The sequence below is a fragment of the Gilliamella sp. Bif1-4 genome, assembly GCF_001690535.1.
Lineage (GTDB): Bacteria > Pseudomonadota > Gammaproteobacteria > Enterobacterales > Orbaceae > Gilliamella > Gilliamella bombi.
Genome location: NZ_LZHC01000024.1, coordinates 61601 through 82819 on the forward strand (window position 1 = coordinate 61601; position 21219 = coordinate 82819).

Below are 21219 nucleotides of genomic sequence, written 5' to 3' on the forward strand. Positions count from 1 at the left end.
AAACAAGTGTAATAAATTTTCAAAAACTAAGAGAAGGAGTTTTCAATGAAAAAATTAGTTTTATCAGCAGGTATTGCTTCAATACTTGCCTTATCTTCATTCGTTCATGCAGCAGCACCAGCACCTGGCGAACAAAAAGGATTTGAAGAGTTTCCAATTGGTGATGAAGTAACCGTGGGGCCATTACACATTGGTGCTGTTTATTTCCAACCTGTTGATATGGAACCCGCTGGTATGGGTGGTTTACCAGCCTCAAAATCAGACATGCACATTGAAGCTGATATTTCAGCTGCAGAAGGTAATAAGTTAGGTTATGGTGTAGGTGATTTTGTTCCTTACTTAACTGTAAAATATAAAATTCAAAAGCAAGGCAGTGATAAAGTGATTGAAGGTAACTTTATGCCAATGAATGCATCTGATGGTCCTCACTATGGTAATAATATAAAACTAGATGGTGCTGGTAAATATAAAGTAACATTTATGATTGAAAACCCAGAAAAACAAGGTTATTTACTACATGTTGATAAAGAAACAGGTGTGGAAGGACGATTTTGGAGCAAACCTATCGAAGTTTCTTGGGACTTTGATTACATTCCACGCGCATGGTAATGATTTTAAAATAACTAATTATATTAAATAATTAATAATCAGTTATTGGTGAGCATTATGCTCACCAATAATATTTGCAATAGTTAGGCAATGAATATGCTTCAATACCTTATCAATATTACCGATAATACTTTCGTTCCAGCAATGATGATGGCATTACTGAGCGCTGCAATTATAAGATCCACGCCTCATCATATTAAAAAAATTATTTTGTTTGGTTTTGTATTGGGCTTTATTGCTGCATTGATTTATGCCATTTTAAAACGCAACACAGGGTTTGCTGTTCGTGAATATTATGATCTTGGAGTGATCATACCTTGGGTTATTATTGCTATACCGTTGATTGTTGCTATTTGCTTGCAAAAATCCACCCATAATCGAACTGGTAAATTCTTTTTTACAATGTTATTTGTGCTAAGTATTGGTTTGATAAGTGCACAGTCTTTACCTAATTTAATGCTCTATCCATTCGAATTTTCTGTCGGAATGGACTCTATTTTTAATAATGATTACTTGTTTAAATGGGTTGGTTATGGATTTGCTTTACTTATAATCTTGTTAACTGGGCTATTTACTTTCCGTATATGTGGACGATTATCGACAAAATTTATTTTTGCTATTACTTCACTGTCAATTATTATTTTCACTATTCAAAATAGTATTAATATTCTACAAATTTTGATTGTTAGGCGTTTTATCTCATCCCAACCATGGATGATGGAGTTGATTATTTTTATTCTTGGTCATGTTAATTTCTTTATCTTTATTTTCATGGCAATTGTGCTTTGTTTAGCCAATGTTTTGTATATCAAATCAAAAACAACTTCGTTAGTGGGTAATAACCCTGCTCAAATTCGTAAACTTAAAGCACAATTACGTAGCGATAGAAGATCTGCCCTAATGATTATGGCTGGTACAGCAATAACCGCATATACTGTGACGCGCGCACGTTACATTTTTGAAAAAGGCGTAGAACTTACACCGGCAGAGCCTATATTGACTAATGCTGATGGCTTAATTGTTATCCCTCTCGATAAAGTGAACGACGGTAATTTACATCGTTATGGTTATCAGGCAACAGATGGAACTTTAGTTCGCTTTATTGTTATTAAAAAAAGCGATAATGCTTATGGTGTAGGTTTTGATGCTTGCGATATTTGTGGTGCAAGTGGTTACTACCAACGCGGTGATCAAGTCGTTTGTATTTTGTGCGATGTAGTAATGAACATTGCAACGATTGGATTTTCAGGAGGATGTAACCCAGTTCCACTTAAATACGAAATTATTGACGGCAATATGGTGATTCGTCCAGCTAACCTTGAAGCAGAGAAAAGTCGTTTCAAATAAAAGCGTATTAAAAGGAATATTGTATGTTTTGTAGAATGTTATTAAGTGTTTTAATTCGCCAAAAAAAGAAACTTTTTCTTATTGCCTTAACGGTTGCATTGGGTGTTTCGCTTGCTACTGCTATGCTAAATGTAATGTTTGACGTAGGTGATAAGGTGAATCAAGAGCTAAAAGCCTATGGTGCTAATCTCAATATCGTTCCTCGTGGTAGTGCTGTCATTAATGAAATGTACCAGCTTGATAACAATGATAGTGGGCAAGCTGTGCAATATATTAAAGAAGAAGAACTTGTTAGAATTAAGATGATTTTTTGGGCTTATAATATTGTTGATTTTGCACCTTTTCTAACAACTCAAGCGACATTTCATGATAAGCCAATTACGGTGGTAGGTACTTGGTTTAATAAACATCTTAATATTCCAACAGGTGATCAGGTTGATACGGGCATGTTAGCCATGAAATCATGGTGGACAATTGAAGGAAACACCATGACCGATGATAATTTGCAAGGAGCTATGGTGGGTGAATCTGTAGCCAAACAGTGGAATCTAAAACTAGGCGATACGATAGATATAATTTCAACGAAAACAAACAAAAAGTTTACATTAACGATTAATAATATTTTTCATAGTGGTGGTGCTGAAGATACGCAGATCTATGTATCATTGCCTGTTGCTCAAAATATTGCAGATAAATCAGGACTGGTTGAACGTGTTGAGGTTAGTGCATTAACCACTCCAGAAAACGAATTAGCTCGTAAAGCAGCGCAAGATCCAAACAGTTTATCTAGAACAGAATGGGATACATGGTATTGTACTGCTTATATTAGCTCAATTGCATACCAGCTAGAAGAGTTAATGCCTGATGTGCGTGTGAAAGCTATTATGCAAGTTGCTGAGTCAGAAGGCTCCATTTTACAAAAAACACAATTACTAATGTTATTACTAACTATCTTATCATTGATTTGTTCGGCGCTTGCTATTTCGAATTTGGTTACTGCTAACATTATAGAGCGCAGTACCGAAATTGGCCTATTAAAAGCGCTTGGTGCAACTAATACAGCTGTTGCAATGCTAATATTAACTGAAATCTTTATTATTGCCTTACTTGGTGGATTTTTTGGTTACTTTATTGGTTTTGGTTTTGCGCAAATTATTGGTCATACAGTGTTTGGTTCTTTTGTTGAGCCTAAGATGATAATTATTCCTTTAGCCCTAATTATGGTGATCTTAATTACCTTTTTAGGTAGTTTACCAGCATTGCGTATTATGATGTTTTTGCGTCCAACTGATGTGTTACATGGTCGATAAGGTGAAAGGTAAGTCTCATGATCAATAAAAATAGGCGCTTTATAATTAAAACCGTGTTAAGTTCACTTATCCGACGCCGTTCTCGCATTGCCATCGCCTTGCTTGGCGTTGCTATTGGAGCAACGGTTCTTCTTGGTATGATCACACTTTGTTATGATATACCACGGCAAATGGGACAAGAATTCCGTTCTTATGGTGCCAATCTTCTACTACTACCTGCCAATAATCAATCAACGGTAGCAATGACAGAGGTTAATAAAGCGGTTACCTTTTTACCAGAAGATAAATTACTTGGTGTTACCCCATTTCGTTATAATTCAATTCGTAGTAATCAGCAACCTTATACTATTGTGGGGACCGACTTTAAACAAGTTGTAAAAACCAGTCCTTATTGGTCTATTGAAGGTTCAATACCACAAAATTCACATGAAATAATGATTGGTACTGATATTGCTAACTTTGCTAAATTAAACATTGGTAGCACTATGCCGATTTCCGGCAAATCTAAACAAGATTCTCGTTTTGATGAAGAACTCACCGTTACAGGTATTGTTAAAACTGGACGTTCCGAAGATAACTTTATTTTTGTTGATCTGCACGATTTAGAAAAATTACTTGAAGAAAGCGAGCAAGCCGAAGTTGTTGAAGTAAGCATTGCCGCCACAGAAACAGAATTAAAACAGTACATTGAAAAAATAAAAAAACAAATGACAACAGTTGAACCTCATTTAATTAAATGGGTGACAAAGTCAGAAGCATCTGTATTAGGCAAACTGTCCTCGTTACTCTATTTAGTTACTTTTGTTGTACTCGTTCTTACCATGATTTGTGTAGCTACCACTATGATGACAGTGGTAATGGAGCGTCGTAAAGAAATTGGTCTTAAAAAAGCGATAGGAGCCAACAATAAAAGTATTGCAAAAGAGTTTTTAGCTGAAGGATTAGTTTTAGGTGTTATTGGTGGCATTATTGGGGCTATATGCGGGCTTATCTTTGCTCAAATTATTAGTACCAATGTGTTTGGACGTTCAATTATTATTGAGTTTTATCTGATCCCAACCACTATCATTATCTCAGTGATAGTAACGGTAATTGCGTGTTTAATTCCAGTAAAACGTGCTCTTGAAGTAGAGCCTGCGTTAGTATTACGCGGTGAATAGGATATAAAGTATGAATATGCTCGAAGTAAAAAATGTGTCTAAAATTTATGGTTCTCTTCATGCACTTTCTGAAGTGAATTTAACAGTTGAAGAAGGTAAATGGTTATCGATTATGGGACCTTCTGGTAGTGGTAAAACAACTTTGATGAATATCATTGGTTGTATGGATAAACCTTCACTTGGTTCAGTGATTTTAGACGGGCAAGATATTACTCAGCTTTCTTTGTCAGAATTAACCGAAATACGTCGAGATAAGATAGGTCTGATTTTTCAACAATTTCATTTAGTATCGTATTTAACCGCACTAGAAAACGTCATGCTTGCTCAATATTATCATAGTATGGTTGACGAAAAAGAGGCTATGCAAGCACTCGAACGTGTTGGGCTTGCTGCTCGATCTAAACACTTACCTAGGCAGTTATCAGGTGGCGAACAGCAACGTGTTTGTATTGCTAGAGCATTGATTAACTATCCAAAACTGATTTTGGCCGATGAGCCAACTGGTAATTTAGATGAAAGCAACGAAGCGATGGTCATGAATTTATTACATGAGCTGCACAAAGAAGGCAGTACCATTATTGTAGTTACTCACTCACTAGAAGTGTCAAAACATGCACAAACCACTGTAGTACTAGAGCACGGCAAAGTTGCACGTGTAATTGATAATTAATCAACTGAAGGTTGTTATATATGAAAAACCGTCTTATTTCATCAAGTATTTTTATTATTATTGGAGTATTAATTATCTTATTTCCATTATATATATTGCCAGTTTGTCCTCTTCCAGACGTTGTAAGCATGCCTGTTGATACATTGAATCACGCTAGTAGCGAGGTAGCACATAACGGGCATATACATAGTGGTACAGGAAAAATCATGAAATGTTTTTGGACAGCAAGAGCTGAAATTGGCATTGGTTGTTTAGTGATAGCCATTGGTGCATTGCTACTAATTAATCGTACTGCTTTTGTGCGAATGGGATTAAGTATGGCTCTTGCGTGTATTTCTTTATTAGCGGCGGCTATACCAACAATTCTAATTGGTGTTTGCGGTAATGAAATGATGCGATGCAATATGGGGTCTAAACCAGCCTTAGTTTTATTATCAAGTTTATTATTTATTGTCGCTGTTATTAACATCTATTACTTAAATAAAAGAACGAAAAGTTGATAGCGTTTTGTTAGCAAACAAAGACCACACTTATCTTTACCAGATAAAGATAGCATTTAAATCCAATAAGCAGGAAAGTCAATATGCACGAAAAACCGATCACCATGGAAAATTTAGCATGGCGAAATATTCAGCGGCGACCGTTTAGAAGTTGCTGTTTGATTATCATCATTACGATTTTTTCGGCGACGTTGTTTGGTGGAAGTATACTGATGAAAAACCTAAGTCTTGGTATTTCAGGCATGGCTAACAGGTTAGGTGCTGATATTCTTATTGTGCCTAATGGTTACGAAAAAAATATGGAAGTAGCCCTGCTGCGTGGTGAACCGAGTACTTTTTATTTAAAAGTAGACTTGATTGATAAAATAAAAGGTATCAAAGGTATTGAGGCCATTTCACCTCAACTTTTTATTGCATCTTTAAATGCAGGTTGTTGTTCGTCTAAAGTCCAATTAATTGGTTTTGAACAGCATACTGATTTTATAATTAAGCCTTGGTTACAATCACAAATTTCAGAGCCACTTACTGATAATCAAGTGGTTGTTGGTTCCAAAATTAGTTCTGATGTGGGCGATGAAATCTTATTTTTTAATCATCCTTTTAAAATTATTGCTAAAATGGATAGCACAGGGATGGGATTTGATACCTCTGTCTTTATGACTATGCCGGCAGCACAATCATTAATGAAAAATGCAAAATTAATTGAAGGGGATGTTGACCATTTTACTGATTATGCCTCATCGATTTTTATTAAGGTCAATTTAGATTATCAACCTAAAGATATTGTTAATCAAATTATGCCCAGATACGCTATTGACTATAATATTGACTTTATTATGACCAAAGGTATGCTAAGTAATATATCTAAATGGTTAACTAGCTTTTCAACCATTGTATATAGCCTATCAGCTATTTTTTGGGTTTTAGCCATTATTGTGATCTTTGTTATATTTTCTTCAACATTAAATGAACGCAAGCATGAAATTAGCTTATTACGGGTATTAGGCGCGTCACGGCGTGATTTAGTTAAAATGTTGCTTCGTGAATCTTTAATAATTAGTGGATTAGGCGGAGTTAGTGGCATTGTTATCGCCTCGGTATTACTTTATGCATTTAGCTTATTAATCTGCCAATCTATTGGTTTGCCGTGTGTAAATATCTCACTATTTGATGCATTATTATATGCAATTGTTGTTTTTATTCTTACGCTAATTATAGGACCTTTATCAAGTATCTATAGTGCCTTATCTATGACTAAATTTGATACTTATAGTACCCTTAGAGAGGGCGAATAATGTTACTGAATGTTAAAAACCTACGTAAAGATTACACAAGAGGGCAACAAACCTTTTCAGCTGTGAATAATGTTAGTTTTTCAATGGCAAAAGATGACTTTATATGCATTATGGGTAAATCAGGCAGTGGTAAAACCACTTTGCTAAATATGATTGCTGGTTTACTTACACCAACGCAAGGAAAAATCACTATTAATAATACAAATTTGTTTGATCTTAATGATCAGCAAGTATCTGCCTTTCGCAATCAGCATATTGGTTATATTCCTCAAGGTAGCAGTTTACTACCTAATTTAACAGCAATTGATAATATTCGACTGCCTTTTTATTTAACCAAGCGAGAAAACCAAAATCTCTTAAATGAAGCTAAGAGGTTGCTTGAAAAAGCCAAAATAAGCCATTTGCAAGATGCATACCCAGCTAATATGTCGGGCGGTGAAATGCGCCGTATTGCGATATTGAGAGCACTGATTTGTAAACCACAAATGATTATTGCTGATGAACCAACAAGTGATCTTGATGAAGAAAGCGCTGCTGAAATCATGCAATTACTGACTGATATTCATCAGCAAGGCACTGCGTTATTAATTGTCACTCATGATCATGATGTTGCTCGTTATAGCCAAAAAGTCATGAAAATGTCAGCAGGGCGATTTATTGATTAATGGGTTTATTTATTAACTGAATTGTTATATTAAAAGTGGATTACAACCCATTTCGATCATAATTTTATTGAGTTTTAATAATGGCAATCCAACTAATGAATTAATATCATCACCTTCAAGTTTATCAAACAGGGTGATGCCCAGTTCATCACATTTAAAACTACCAGCACATTGTAGAGGCTTCTCTTTGCTAATGTAGGCATCAATTTCTGAATCAGTTAAATGCCGAAAAGTCACCTTAAATGGTTCGCAAATAGTGGTTTGTTGTTGTGTTTTGGTATTAATTACTGTCATACCTGTATAAAAATAGAAAGCTTTACCGCTGCTTTGTCGAAGCTGTTTACGGGCATTATCAATTGTATGTGGTTTGCAAACAATATTACCGTCTAACACACCAACTTGATCAGAGCCAATAATTATACTATCAGCAAACTGCGTCGCTAATGATTGGGCTTTAAGTTTAGCTAACCGAACCACCAATTGCTTAGCTGATTCACCTGCTAGGGGTGTTTCGTCACAAATTGGCGGTACACACTCAAAAGGGATAGCTAATTTTTCGAGCACTTTTTTACGGGATACAGATGTTGATGCTAATATGATTCTCATTTTAATTATCTCTTAAAATCCAAGCAAAAGGGTGTTCATTAAACCCGATATGACCATAATAATCAACTGCTTGTGGCGCTGCTAGCAGAGTAATTGAACATGATTTGTCAGTATTGTTTTTCACTTCTTTAATTAATTGCTTTCCGATGCCTTGTCGTTGATAATTTTCATCCACCGCGAGATCTGCCAAATAGGTGATATAAACAAAATCCGTTAAACAACGCGCAATGCCAATCAATTTATCATCATGCCAAGCAGTTACCACCAAATTCGCATTATCTAACATAGCTTGAAAGCGTACGGTATCGGTAAGTGGACGACGTTTGCCTAATGAACAATGACGATAAAGGGTGGTGGCTTGTTCTAGTGTCGGTTTGACATCAGAACGATAAATAATGCAATTCATGTTGATCTCCATCATAAAACGAATAAAAATAATTAAGGATTACATTTAAAATTAGTATCATACTAGCTAGGTAAAACCTATTTTAGCTTCACTGAATATATAATTGAATCTTTAACAAAGCAAGGGGGGAGTTATGTACAAAAAAATTCTAGTTCCTATCGATGTGCTTGAAGACCAATTAACCAAGAAAGTGATTCCACATGTAGAGTGCTTAGCCAGATTGTCTAATGCTGAAGTCATCTTTTTTCATACATTACCAGTCGCTTCAGCCATTGTGAATGTTTACTCATTTGGTTTTGACGAATTTAAGGATAAAGCTACAGTACAAACGGAAAAAGACTTGCATAAACTTATCGACTCGATTGATTTACCGCATGAAAATGTATCCTTTTCTATTGCATTTGGTAATCCAAGGGATGAGATTCTCCGTTTAGCGGAAGAAATTCAACCCGATTTAATTATTCTAGGCTCACGTCGTCCTAATATCTCAACTCATCTTTTAGGATCTAATGCTTCTGGGGTGGTTCGTGGTGCTAAAACTTCGGTGTTAGTTGTTAGGTAGGATGATTAAGTTTTGTTGAAAAATTAAATAAAATTAGGTGAATATCCAAATGAATTCTTTTTAAATATTTAGAATTACAGGTTTCGGGTGTTATAAACTTCAGTGATCATTTCTATATTGATATTCGGATGGATTAGCTATTTTGTTTTATTTTTCGTATTTCTATAAAATCGTTCAGGTAGAGTATTGATTTTATTTAATTTTTTGTTTTTGGTGTTGTTGAAAAAACATTAATAAAATTAATACTCTACCTAGCTGTTTTCCAGCTCCGTCTATTAATGTTTTACAATAAAACAGCAGTGAATTTGTTTATTGCGCTTAAAATCAAGCGATAGCGTTTTATTGGTAATTTCTTGATAGGTTAGTCCTAGGTTTTGCATACCGATACTATCCATTTTAAAACCACGCTTATTATTCGAAAAGATAATTATTCCATTAGTGCGTAACAAGCGTTTTAAATCGGTCATAAATTTTAAGTGATCACGCTGAACATCAAAGGTATTGTTCATCAGCTTAAGATAAATAGAGCCAAACAATCCGCCTGAATTAATTGATGTTTTTACTCGTTAAATTATTTTTTTAAATTGCGAATCATTTCTTTAAATAGATATAAGTGACGACCAGAGTAAATTTAACGTATCAACAAAATATACAATCAATATTATTATGGAAAATAGTCAATCTTTTGTTTATTAATGATTCGAACCGTTAACTCTGTGATAGCGATGATGAGTGCCGAGCGTATCATTTGTTGATAGCGATTTTGGTAAATGGAAGATTTTAAAGTATCGACAATACCTGATTGTTTTACTTTTTCATGTTGCGATTCCCAGCTTGGTGGTAATACCATATCATGTAATAAGCTAATAGGACCTAAAATTTCATCATCTAAATAAGTGTATTGTTTGTCGTCTAGCTCTAGTTCGTCCAAAACAGCAATCAGTAGCTCTATATCTTCGTAATCCTCACGAGAAATAATACCCAACACATAAAGCAGTTTTAGGCACACTGAGGTATCATTGAGAGGTCCATTTTTACCCACCAATGAGGGAATAACAAATTTAATGGCGTGAGGCTCTTTTCGGAAGACTTTAAGAATCAATTTGTTGACATTATCATTAATTAATTTAATGGCAACTTTTAGCAAGCTGTGAATATCAGCTTGCTGGTTGAGTTTTTCTAATATTATATCTTCTTGTAATATCGATTCTGGCATTGAGAATTAGACAAATTGATGATCTTGCATTGCAGTATAAATTTCTTCAACCTTCATAACAATAGAATTATTAACGTCAATACTAGAGATTTCACAAAAAGCTTGTTTAACGCCTTTTTCAGTAATGAGTTTTTCTAGTTTAACTGCTTGCTCATCATCATTATTACGATAGTTAAGCGCAGCAGCAACTCCAATTAGTAAGTTAGTGTTTTTAACTTGATATTCAAAGGTGCCAAGTAATGGTTTTATTAAACGATCGTCTGCACCTAATTTACGAATTGGCTGACGCCCAACACGTGCAGTATCATCCTGTAAATAAGGATTTTCAAAGCGGGATAATATTTTTTCAATATATGCCATGTGTTTTTGCTCATCAAAATTGTAACGTTTGATAAGTACTAACCCGCTCTCTTCCATGGCTCCGCGTACAATTAAACGAATACGTTCATCTAGAATTGCATCACGTATTGTGCCAATACCATTATAAAATCCTAAATAAGCAGTTATTGCGTGACCAGTATTAAGTGTAAATAACTTACGTTCCACAAAAGCCATTAAATTATCAACGGGTTGCATACCTTTAATGGTTGGAATAATACCTACAAATTGTGTTTCATCAACAATCCATTCCGAGAAAGTCTCAACAGTCACTTCTAGTATATCGCCTGTTTTTGATGTTGCAGGTGGTACAATACGATCCACCGCAGAATCGACAAAACCAATATGGGTGTTTGTCCATTGCTGAAGTTCTTCTGGTAGTGCTTTAAAGATTTCTTGTTTAAATTGGCTGGTACCTCGTACCATGTTTTCACAAGCAATAATATTAAGTGGCTTACTGTTACCTCGATTATGTCTTGCAATAATTCCTTGGGCAATCGTTGGAGCAATACGCGCTAAAATTTGTGGACCAACGGCAGTGGTGAGTAAATCAACGGTGGCAATATAATCGATTACTTCATTAGAGGTGCTATTAATTCCATCAATATTTTTAACTATCTCAGTGGTGGATTGCTCGCCAACAACATTTACCGGATATTCATGACGAGTGGCGATGGCATCAATAATTTCCTGATTGACATCAGCAAATGTAACTTGTACACCAGCATCGGATAGTAATTTGCCGATAAAACCTCGTCCAATGTTACCTGCGCCAAAGTGTAGTGCTTGCATAATAATAATCCTTAACTTTATAATTTAATTTGAAATATTTCACTCTATTTCCCGTGTAAAGCGGGAAATAGAAATAGGTTAACTTAGTATTGCTAAAACTTCTTCAATATTATTTGTCGTTGCTAATTTTGCAATAATAGTTTCATCATCTAATGCATTAGTCAGTTTTGCTATGACATCAAGATGTTCATTATTGTGAGCAGCAATACCAATCACAATTTTTGCTTTATCATCTTCTTCATCACCAAATTGAACCCCAGCAGGGTATTGGCAAAATACGATACCCGTTTTAATAACATCGTCTTTTGATTCAATAGTGCCATGTGGAACGGCTATTGATTCTCCTAAATAAGTTGATGTTAATTTTTCACGCTCTAGCATTGCTTCAATGTAAGTAGGTGTGACATAACCATTATCGACCAATTTTTGCCCTGCAAAACGAATGGCTTCTTCTTTATTTTTAGCGGTCAACCCTAAAAAGATATTTTGTTGTGATAATTTAAATAGAGGAATATTATCAGTCGATTGATTGCTTATAGGCGCTGTTTCACTTGCTCCATTATTTGCTTGAGAGCTTAAAAGATCCGCCACGAGTTGGCTATATAATTGACTATCTAAAAAGTTAGTTAATGAAATATGATGTGCATTTGGTGCGTGTTGTTTTGCTCGATCGGTTAAGTCTTTATGTGTAATAACAATGTCAACATCATCAGGCAGATTATTAATTGCTACATTAGTGACAAAAATATCCAAATCAGCATCTTGAACTTTTTTGCGCAATACACCTGCACCCATAGCACTCGAGCCCATTCCTGCATCACAAGCCACTATGATTTTTTTTACTTTAGCAAGATCAAGCATTTCATTTGAAATCCCTTTTGATTCCTTTTTCATTGTAGAAATATTCGATTTTGCATCTTCAAGACTTTTATCTGTTTCTTTGGTGGTTTTTAGTAAAATAGCTGAAAAGATAAAAGTAACCATTGTTGCCGCAATGACAGAAATAATTACACCAAACATTGATGATTTTGGAGTGACGGCAAGAACAGCGATAATTGAACCCGGTGATGCCGGTGAGCTTAATCCAGCACCAAATAGTGTTAAAGTAAATACGCCTGTCATTCCACCTAAAATCACTGCAATAATAAGGCGAGGGTTCATTAATACATATGGGAAATAAATTTCATGAATGCCCCCAAAGAAGTGAATGATTGCTGCGCCACTGGCTGAACTTTTTGCAGAACCTTTACCAAAGAACAGATAAGCGAGTAATAAACCTAAACCAGGACCAGGGTTTGCTTCAATTAAAAAGAAAATAGATTGAGAATACTCAGCGGCTTGTTGAATACCTAATGGTGAGAATATACCGTGGTTAATCGCATTATTTAAGAAAAGAATCTTGGCAGGTTCAATAATGATCGAAGTTAAAGGTAGCAAGTTATGCTCAACTAAGAAATTAACAGCAAGGGTTAATTTACTTGATGCAACAACGACAGAAGGTCCAATTGCGAAAAAAGAAAACAGTGCAAGTAGCATGCCGATAATACCAGCTGAAAAATTATTGACTAACATTTCAAAGCCACTTTTGACTTTTCCGTCTATGGTTTTATCAAATTGTTTTATTACCCAGCCACCAAGCGGTCCGACTATCATAGCGCCTAAGAACATTGGAATATCTGTACCAACAATGACCCCCATTGTTGTAATTGCACCAACAACGGCGCCTCGTTCACCGTGAACTAATTTACCGCCAGTATAACCAATCAACAGTGGTAATAAGTAAGTGATCATCGGGCTAACTAACTTGGCAATGGTTTCATTTGGATACCAGCCCGTTGGAATAAAAATAGCGGTAATAAATCCCCAAGCAATAAATGCGCCGATATTTGGCATGACCATATTACTTAAGAATCGCCCAAAATTTTGGACTTTTAATTTGATGTTTGAGGTTGTCATAATATAAATCTTTCCTTATTGATTGATATAATCATCTGCTGTTATTGTAGAGGGATTTAGTTATTCAATTCATTAAAAAAAATTGATAAATGTGATGAGTATCACGTTGTTAAAATGGGTCTATTTTCTATTTTTGTGATTAAGATCACTCTTTTGGAAGGAGGTAAGAGAAAAATATACTAAAACGTATAGTTTCCTGAAACTTTTTTACAGGATTGATTTTTATTAATAGTGATTACTGCCTATGTATTATTTAGCAAAACAAACCAATCTAAAATTATTTAATATTCATTAAAAATACTTTATAAATATCATTTATTTATTTTTTATGTATCTTTTTAGGAAATTAACCGCCTTATGGCGGTTTTGTGTTTATTGATGTTTTACAATAAAACAGCAGTGAATTTGTTTATTGCGCTTAAAATCCAGCGATAGCGTTTCATTGGTAATTTCTTGATAGGTTAGCCCTAGGTTTTGCATACCGATACTATCCATTTTAAAACTACGCTTATTGTTAGAGAAAATGATAGTACCATTAGGTTTTAATAGATGTTTTAAATCTGCCATCAATTTTAAGTGATCACGCTGAACATCAAAGGTATCGTTCATGCGTTTCGAGTTTGAAAATGTGGGTGGATCGATAAAAATTAAATCAAATTGTTCATCAGACTGAGATAAATAGAGCAAGCAATCCGCTTGAATTAATCGATGTTTTTTACCCGTTAAACCGTTTTGCTTTAAATTACGATCTGCCCATTCCAAATAGGTGCGAGACATATCGACCGTGGTGGTTGATTTTGCTCCGCCAAGTCCAGCATAAACCGTTGCACTACCTGTATAGGCAAATAGGTTTAGAAAGTCTTTTCCTGCACTCATTTCACCAATCATTTTTCGTGCTAAGCGATGATCTAAAAACAATCCTGTATCTAAATAATCGGTCACATTAACCCAAAATGCGGTTCGTCGTTGATTAATGGGATATTCGTGCACGAGGAAATAGTCCTGTTTTTGTCCTAGTTTTTGGTATTGCTGTTTGCCTTTTTGCTTTTCTCTTGTTTTTAATACTAACTGATCGGCGGTAAGCTCAAGCACTGATATGGTGGCATTAATAATATCAAAAAGTCGTTGGCGAGTTTTTTGTGGATCGATGTTTTTCGGTGCTGCGTATTCTTGCATCACTATTTTATCTTTATAACGATCGATAGCGACATTGTATTCAGGCAAATCTGCATCATAAAGCCGATAGCATTCTAGTTGTTCTTGAGCAGCCCATTTTTCTAACTTTTGTTTATTTTTGCGTAATCGGTTAGCAAAATCAGCCGCAGGCATAGTAGAATTTGTGATTGTTTCTTCAGTATTACGCTTAGCAATGACATAATTTTTTTGTATACAGTCAAGAGGGCCATTTTTTGCTTTGAATTGTCTTTCTGCTCTCATTTGTAAGCAATCTAACAACTGTGGCGCACCGCTAAATAATGATAAACGCCATCCACCAAAATTTTGTTTGATTTGTCGACCAAGTGCCGTATGCAAAGCAATAAGCGCAGGTTCACTTTCTAAGCGTTCTCCATAAGGTGGATTACTGATGACCATGCCTACCGTTCCAGTTGGCAATGGATTGGCGAGTTGTGTAACATCTTGCATCGAAAAAGTAATTAAATCCCCCACTCCTGCTTGGAGGGCATTTTGTTTGGCTCGTTTAAGTACTGTAGCATTATTATCATAACCGATAAATGGTGTGTTTGTTTTGGATACGTTATGCTTTGCAGTGAAAAGCAATTCGTTCCACAATGTCGGATTAAAGCCTTTCCAAGCAAAAAATCCCCACTGTTTACGATGTAAACCAGGTGGGATTTGTGATGCGATCATTGCCGCTTCAATTAGTAATGTACCTGAACCACACATCGGATCGAGCAATGGCTCATTTATTTTCCAACCAGAACGCATAATAATAGCTGCCGCTAGGCTTTCTTTTAGTGGGGCTTTCCCAGTTTGCTCTCGATAACCGCGCTCATGTAAACTATTACCACTTAGATCTAAAGATAGTGTGACACGGTTTTTATTTAAATAAGCATGAAGCCGAATATCTGGATCTTGCTTAGCCACATTGGGGCGTATGTTGGTATGACGTAAAAAGTGATCGACAATAGCATCTTTGATCTTTAGCGAACCATATTGACTATTACGGATAAACTCGTTTATACCAACAAAATTAATCACAAAAGAGTTATCAACAGCAAAAATATCTGGCCATTTAATATTAAACACACAAGAGTACAGATCCAAATCGCTATAGATGTCGAACTCGGCAATAGGTAGTAAAATGCGAGATGCCAAACGCGACCATAATAATGATTGATATAGCGTTTTGTCATCGGCATCAAAATAAACACCACCTTGCGCAATTTTACAATTAATTGCACCAATTTGTTCTAACTCTTTTTTTAATAACTCTTCAAGCCCACGAGATGTACTGGCAAATAGCGTTTTCATGCATAACTCACTTAACAATAAAATTGTTGGCATTATACCGACTAATTACAATAGTGGGAAATAAAGGCTGATATTAGTTAGATGAATATTTGGTTAGTTTATTAATAATCAGAAAAGTTTGTCGGTAATGAAAATTAATGTTAGTTTAGTAGAAGAATTAGAATGTAGTTCAAATATAAAAAATATTATTAATCAATTTATTGTATAGTTAAATATGATTGGCTATCATACTTTGATATAAAAATAGTGGATATAGAAAGCTATTAGGTATGAAAAACTTAATATTAGTAATGTTAGGCATTCTTATTTTACTCTAAAACTTGTTTTGATAGTAATAGATTAGTTAGTAGGAATGCAGATAGAAAATTCTAGTGAAGTATTAGACCCTATCCTAAACTTTGTGTATTTGCCAGTTAAAGGTGACGGTGAACCCAGTCACCGAATTCTATCATAAATCGACTCATCGCGCTTTTCCAATTTTGGATCGGCATTGTCCATTTTTCAGATGCTTGTTGTATCGCTAAATAGAGCACCTTTTCACCGAATCATCTGTTGGAAAAACTTTACGTTTTTTAATGGCGTGGCGAATGACGCTATTAAGTGACTTTATCGCGTTAGTTTTGTAAATCGCCTTACGGATATCTTGCGGATAAACAAAAAAGGGACTGAGATTTTCCCAGTGCCGTCGCCAAGCTTGACCAATATATGGGGACTTATCATCCCACTCCACTTTAAAATGAGTCAGTGCCTGTAATGCCAATTCTTGTGTCGATGCCTGATAAATGAGTTTTAAGTTATTGGTTAGCGCTTTATAATCCTTTCAACTGACAAATTTCAGGCTGTTACGCACCCTATGGATAATACAGAGTTGAATTTTGGTCTCTGGATAAACCGAATTAATCGCATCTGGAAAACCTTTTAAATCATCAACACAAGTAATTAAAATATATTCTACTCTTCTGCTTTTAAGTTTGGTGAGAACTGACAGCCAGAACTTTATCTCTTCATTTTCTACCCTCCAAAGTCTTAATGATTCTTTGTCCATCAAGATTTATTGCAAGACTAAAAATATGGTTTTATTGATGGTACTTCAATCTATTTCACCCTGACCACAATATGATACAAATAAACATAGAATAGATGTTATTAAGCGGATGATTCTGCGTTTCAACTATGCGCTTTTTAAGAAGTCTGTCACTTTAGATATTAATGAAAGTATAAATAATGCCAGTAATTCTTATATATTGGTTTATCTTTTGTATTTGCTTTAGTTGCCTTTGGTAACTTTATGATAGAATAATGCCTTATTACTTAATATCTAAATAAAAACCACTAATAACTATGTCATTAATTAATCTTACCAATGCTTATCTTTCATTTAGTGATGCGCCCTTGCTTGATCATATCGATATGTCTATTGAGCCAAACGAGCGTGTTTGTCTTGTTGGCCGTAATGGTGCTGGAAAATCGACTTTACTTAAAGTTTTAAATAAAGAGGTACCATTAGACGAAGGGCAAATTATTTATGAAAATAATGTGATTGTTTCACGATTGCAACAAGATCCTCCCCGTGATGTGCAAGGTAGTGTGTTTGATTTTGTGGCAGAAGGATTACACGAACAAGCACAGTTATTACGAGATTACTATGATTTAGCTCATCGTGTTGAGCACGATCCTTGCGAAAGTAATTTAGATAAATTAGCTAAAATGCAAGAACAGTTAGATCATCAAAATGGTTGGCAATTAGATAGCCGTATTCGTAATGTTATTTCTTCATTATCGCTTGATGGTGATGCATTGTTGTCTTCGTTATCGGGTGGGTGGTTGCGTAAAGCCGCATTAGCCAAAGCGTTGGTTTGTCAACCAACAGTTTTATTGCTTGATGAACCAACCAATCATTTGGATATTCAAACCATTAAATGGTTGGAAGATTTTTTGAAAAGTTTTAATGGCAGTATTGTGTTCATTTCCCATGATCGTTCGTTTATTCGTCAAATGGCAACGCGTATTATTGATCTGGATCGAGGTAAAATTGCGTCTTGGAGTGGGAATTATGATAACTATTTGCTTGGTAAAGAAGAAGCATTGCGTGTTGAAGAGTTACAAAATGCTGAATTTGATAAAAAATTAGCCCAAGAAGAAGTCTGGATCCGGCAAGGTATTAAAGCTCGTCGTACTCGTAATGAAGGGCGAGTGCGAGCATTAAAAGCAATGCGCCAAGAATATAGCAAGCGGCGCCAAGTTATGGGTAGTGCTAAAATGCAAATCGAGGAAGCATTACGTTCAGGAAAAATTGTTTTTGAGCTTGAAAATGTGACATATCAGATTGAGGATAAGTTACTAGTTAATGATTTTTCTGTACAAGTATTACGTGGTGATAAGATCGCTCTGATTGGTCCTAATGGTATTGGTAAAACAACTTTATTAAAACTGATGTTGGGTAATTTGACACCAACATTAGGTAGTGTGCATTGTGGCACAAAGCTTGAAGTTGCTTATTTTGACCAATATCGTCTCGAACTCGATCCTGAAAAAACGGTGATGGATAATTTAGCCGAAGGTAAGCAAGAGGTTATGGTTAATGGCCGATCACGCCATGTACTTGGTTATTTACAGGACTTTTTATTTCCGCCTAAACGTGCCAGAACACCTGTACGAGCACTGTCTGGAGGGGAGCGTAATCGTTTATTGCTGGCAAAACTATTTTTAAAACCTAGCAATTTATTAATACTTGATGAACCGACCAATGATCTTGATATTGAAACATTAGAATTGCTAGAAGAGTTAGTGAATGATTATCAAGGAACTGTCTTGTTGGTTAGTCATGATCGGCAATTTGTTGATAATGTGGTCACTCAATGTTGGTTTTTTGAAGAAAAAGGCCATATTGGTGTTTATGCTGGTGGTTATGCCGATGCTCTGCAACAACAGCAGCAAGCACAACCAGTTAAAGTAACGACAGTTAATAAACTTGAGCAACCTAAAAAAGAATTAGCTGCTACTAATAATCAAAGTAGTGAGCGAACCGCTAAAAAGAAAGTTAAACTGAGTTATAATGAACAACGAGAATTGGCACAATTACCAAGCAAAATAGAACAATTAGAATTAGAGATTACTGATTTACAAGCACAAATTGGTCAAAGTGACTTTTTTAATCAAACTCATGAAATTACTAGTCCAATTTTACAATCTTTGGCAGATAAAGAGGCTGAATTAGAAGCTGTTTTTGAAAGATGGGAGCAGTTAGAGTCTTTAAGCAAATCATAAGGTAAGTGTTAGTATTTTTCAGCATTATTTATTTGTGTTATAAAATAAATAATGCTGTTTCCTTACCCTAAGGTTTTTATATAATATTTTTTACATAACAGTTTTTAAATAACCGTTTTATTATTCCATAATTTTCTAGATAAAAAGTAGAATAATAATAGTGCGATGATGACAAAACACGCACCAACATAACCAATGTAATCAATTGAAAGTAAAATTAATACCTTACTGCCTATAAAAGCACCGCCTCCTATTCCAATATTGAAAATACCAGAATAGACTGAAGTGGCTATATCTGTGGCATCGGGTGCGGCATCAATTACTTTACTTTGCATAACCATTCCAATAATTGTAATGGAAAGTCCCCAAATCAAACATTGAATAATTGCAGTATAAAGCGTTAATGAACAGACATAAAGCGATAATAAGCAAGCTACCAATAATAGCATAGGGATGATGAAAATTGCGGTTGGATTTTTTTCAGAGTATCTTGCAAAAATAACGCTACCAATCATTCCAGAAAAGCCCACAACTAATAATAAAAGGACGATAACATTTTGATTAAATCCACCAATATTTTTCATAAATGGAGTAATATAGGTATAGGCAGTAAAGTGACCTGCAATAATAATGGCAATTAATAAATAAATGTTTAGCAATATTGGGCGTTTTAATACCATTGGAATATCTTTGATAGAGATAATATCCATGCTTGGTACAGTAGGCAATAAGCGGAGTAGTAATATCATCACGCAAAAAGCGATACCAGCAATACATAAAAAAGTCACGCGCCAGCCAACGAGTTGTCCTATGATGGTGCCAATTGGAATACCTAGAATGGTTGCCATCGATACGCCAATAACAATAAATCCCATTGCTTTCGCTTTTTTCCCATTGGGTGCTAACCGAACCGCAAGCGGTGTTGTAATTGCCCAAAATACAGCATGAGCACAAGCAATACCAATTCTTGCTATCATTAAACTGTAAAAATTCCATGCAAATCCAGCTAAAACATGACTACCTATAAATAGGCAAAATAAAAAAATGAGTAGCTTTCTCCGTTCCATTTTGGATGTTAATACGGTCAATGGCAATGATAATAACGAAACAGCCCACGCATAAATTGTGAGTAGTAATCCAGCATGAGCTACGTCCATTGAAAAGCTTTCAGCAATATTGGGTAATAGTCCGACAGGTACAAATTCCGTTGTATTAAAAATAAATGCCGCAAATGCAAGGCAAAGAATTGATGACCAAACCCGAGATCGGTTAATACTATTATTCATGATTAAGATTATGGAGGGAATATTGATTACTTTTGATTATAACTGAATATGTTTGTCTATTAAATAGTTGCTAAGAATAAATCTTACACTTAATTTAATCGCCACCGATATTAGTATTTGGTGACGATGTTTCATTATAGCGATTTTATTCTAATGCTTTAGCTGCAGCTAGGGCTTTGTCATAATCAGGTTCAGAAGAGGTTTCTTTAACATATTCCACATAAACAATTTTGTCGTTTTTATCAATGACAAATACAGCTCGAGAAAGTAATCGTAACTCTTCAATAACAACCCCATATTTTAAACCAAAGTTGAGTTCTTTATGATCTGAGGTGACTTTAACGGCATCAATACCTTCAGCAGCACAGTAGCGATTTAAGGCAAAAGGTAAATCGACGCTAATTGAAAATATCACTGTGTCTTTTAATTTTGCCGCTTCGACGTTAAAGCGATGCACTTGAGCACTACATACTGAGGTATCAATGGATGGAACCGAATTAATAATTCTGATTTTACCTTTAAAATCGGACAATTTAATGGGCTCCATTTTTAAATCTTGCACGATAAAATTAGGTGCCATGTCGCCAACATTGATTTGTGTGCCTAACAAAGTAATAGGTGCTCCGCGCATGGTGACTTCATTAACTCTTTTTTGCATAATAGTTTCCTTAGTGTTGTGACGAATCGCGTTGTTGATAGTG

The 21219-nt window shown here is 35.2% G+C and carries 18 protein-coding genes and 2 pseudogenes; 10 read left to right on the forward strand and 10 right to left on the reverse strand.

The genetic code is table 11. The features are described 5' to 3' along the window. Positions 1 to 45: 45 nt before the first annotated feature. The 8 genes from A9G25_RS03065 to A9G25_RS03100 all read left to right on the forward strand — a co-directional run bounded on the left by A9G25_RS03065 (position 46) and on the right by A9G25_RS03100 (position 7556). On the forward strand, positions 46 to 609 hold the full coding sequence (locus A9G25_RS03065; RefSeq protein WP_065625692.1) for an iron transporter: 564 nt from the start codon (positions 46 to 48) through the stop codon (positions 607 to 609). 96 nt (positions 610 to 705) lie between these two features. After that, the gene (locus A9G25_RS03070; RefSeq protein WP_065589491.1) at positions 706 to 1956 is read left to right on the forward strand and encodes a Fe-S-containing protein; all 1251 of its coding nucleotides are present in this window, start codon (positions 706 to 708) and stop codon (positions 1954 to 1956) included. A 23-nt stretch (positions 1957 to 1979) separates the two neighbouring features. Continuing rightward, positions 1980 to 3266 carry an ABC transporter permease gene (locus A9G25_RS03075; protein WP_065625693.1) on the forward strand — a complete coding sequence of 429 codons (1287 nt, stop codon included), beginning with the start codon at positions 1980 to 1982 and terminating at the stop codon, positions 3264 to 3266. Positions 3267 to 3283: 17 nt separating this feature from the next. Then, positions 3284 to 4426 (forward strand): ABC transporter permease, encoded by a 1143-nt coding sequence (locus A9G25_RS03080; protein ID WP_065625694.1) that lies wholly within the window; start codon positions 3284 to 3286, stop codon positions 4424 to 4426. A 10-nt stretch (positions 4427 to 4436) separates the two neighbouring features. Further along, on the forward strand, positions 4437 to 5096 hold the full coding sequence (locus A9G25_RS03085; protein WP_065625695.1) for an ABC transporter ATP-binding protein: 660 nt from the start codon (positions 4437 to 4439) through the stop codon (positions 5094 to 5096). A gap of 20 nt (positions 5097 to 5116) precedes the next feature. Next, positions 5117 to 5596 carry a DUF4418 family protein gene (locus A9G25_RS03090; RefSeq protein WP_065625696.1) on the forward strand — a complete coding sequence of 160 codons (480 nt, stop codon included), beginning with the start codon at positions 5117 to 5119 and terminating at the stop codon, positions 5594 to 5596. A gap of 83 nt (positions 5597 to 5679) precedes the next feature. Further along, a complete protein-coding gene (locus tag A9G25_RS03095) occupies positions 5680 to 6891 on the forward strand; it encodes an ABC transporter permease (protein WP_065625697.1) in 1212 nt (403 codons plus the stop codon). Then, positions 6891 to 7556, forward strand: coding sequence for an ABC transporter ATP-binding protein (locus tag A9G25_RS03100; RefSeq protein ID WP_065625698.1), 666 nt, complete (start codon positions 6891 to 6893; stop codon positions 7554 to 7556). The genes A9G25_RS03095 and A9G25_RS03100 overlap by 1 nt, the downstream gene beginning before the upstream one ends. A 24-nt stretch (positions 7557 to 7580) precedes the next feature. On the opposite strand, the gene A9G25_RS03105 is transcribed toward A9G25_RS03100, so the two are convergent. Then, positions 7581 to 8162: a Maf family protein gene (locus tag A9G25_RS03105; RefSeq protein WP_065625699.1), complete on the reverse strand. Its 582-nt coding sequence runs from the start codon at positions 8160 to 8162 to the stop codon at positions 7581 to 7583. Between the two features lies 1 nt (position 8163). Continuing rightward, a complete protein-coding gene (locus tag A9G25_RS03110) occupies positions 8164 to 8568 on the reverse strand; it encodes a GNAT family N-acetyltransferase (protein ID WP_034912206.1) in 405 nt (134 codons plus the stop codon). 133 nt (positions 8569 to 8701) lie between these two features. Here A9G25_RS03110 and A9G25_RS03115 point away from each other — a divergent pair, with 133 nt between their 5' ends. Continuing rightward, on the forward strand, positions 8702 to 9130 hold the full coding sequence (locus A9G25_RS03115) for a universal stress protein (RefSeq protein ID WP_065625700.1): 429 nt from the start codon (positions 8702 to 8704) through the stop codon (positions 9128 to 9130). A 275-nt stretch (positions 9131 to 9405) separates the two neighbouring features. Here A9G25_RS03115 and rlmL read toward each other — a convergent pair. From rlmL to A9G25_RS13140, 6 genes and pseudogenes are all read right to left on the reverse strand, one after another. After that, positions 9406 to 9645 (reverse strand): annotated as a pseudogene (gene rlmL, locus A9G25_RS03120) (bifunctional 23S rRNA (guanine(2069)-N(7))-methyltransferase RlmK/23S rRNA (guanine(2445)-N(2))-methyltransferase RlmL); the annotation flags it as partial. Positions 9646 to 9794: 149 nt separating this feature from the next. After that, a complete protein-coding gene (locus A9G25_RS03125; protein WP_065589499.1) occupies positions 9795 to 10346 on the reverse strand; it encodes an MltR family transcriptional regulator in 552 nt (183 codons plus the stop codon). A 6-nt stretch (positions 10347 to 10352) separates the two neighbouring features. Next, on the reverse strand, positions 10353 to 11516 hold the full coding sequence (locus tag A9G25_RS03130) for a mannitol-1-phosphate 5-dehydrogenase (protein WP_065625702.1): 1164 nt from the start codon (positions 11514 to 11516) through the stop codon (positions 10353 to 10355). 78 nt (positions 11517 to 11594) lie between these two features. Further along, the gene (locus A9G25_RS03135; protein WP_065625703.1) at positions 11595 to 13472 is read right to left on the reverse strand and encodes a PTS mannitol transporter subunit IICBA; all 1878 of its coding nucleotides are present in this window, start codon (positions 13470 to 13472) and stop codon (positions 11595 to 11597) included. A gap of 372 nt (positions 13473 to 13844) precedes the next feature. Continuing rightward, entirely contained in the window at positions 13845 to 15965 is a 2121-nt protein-coding gene (gene rlmKL, locus A9G25_RS03140) for a bifunctional 23S rRNA (guanine(2069)-N(7))-methyltransferase RlmK/23S rRNA (guanine(2445)-N(2))-methyltransferase RlmL (protein ID WP_065625704.1), read from the reverse strand. Positions 15966 to 16378: 413 nt separating this feature from the next. After that, positions 16379 to 17178: pseudogene (locus A9G25_RS13140) on the reverse strand (IS256 family transposase); the annotation flags it as partial. A 128-nt stretch (positions 17179 to 17306) separates the two neighbouring features. Between A9G25_RS13140 and A9G25_RS03155 the strand changes: the two are divergent. Next, positions 17307 to 19232, forward strand: a complete 1926-nt coding sequence (locus A9G25_RS03155; protein WP_065625707.1) for an ABC transporter ATP-binding protein — start codon at positions 17307 to 17309, stop codon at positions 19230 to 19232. A 104-nt stretch (positions 19233 to 19336) separates the two neighbouring features. On the opposite strand, the gene A9G25_RS03160 is transcribed toward A9G25_RS03155, so the two are convergent. Further along, entirely contained in the window at positions 19337 to 20518 is a 1182-nt protein-coding gene (locus tag A9G25_RS03160; protein ID WP_065625708.1) for a sugar transporter, read from the reverse strand. A gap of 145 nt (positions 20519 to 20663) precedes the next feature. After that, complete coding sequence (gene tpx, locus A9G25_RS03165) at positions 20664 to 21176, reverse strand: thiol peroxidase (protein WP_065625709.1); 513 nt, start codon at positions 21174 to 21176, stop codon at positions 20664 to 20666. Between the last annotated feature and the right edge of the window lie 43 nt (positions 21177 to 21219).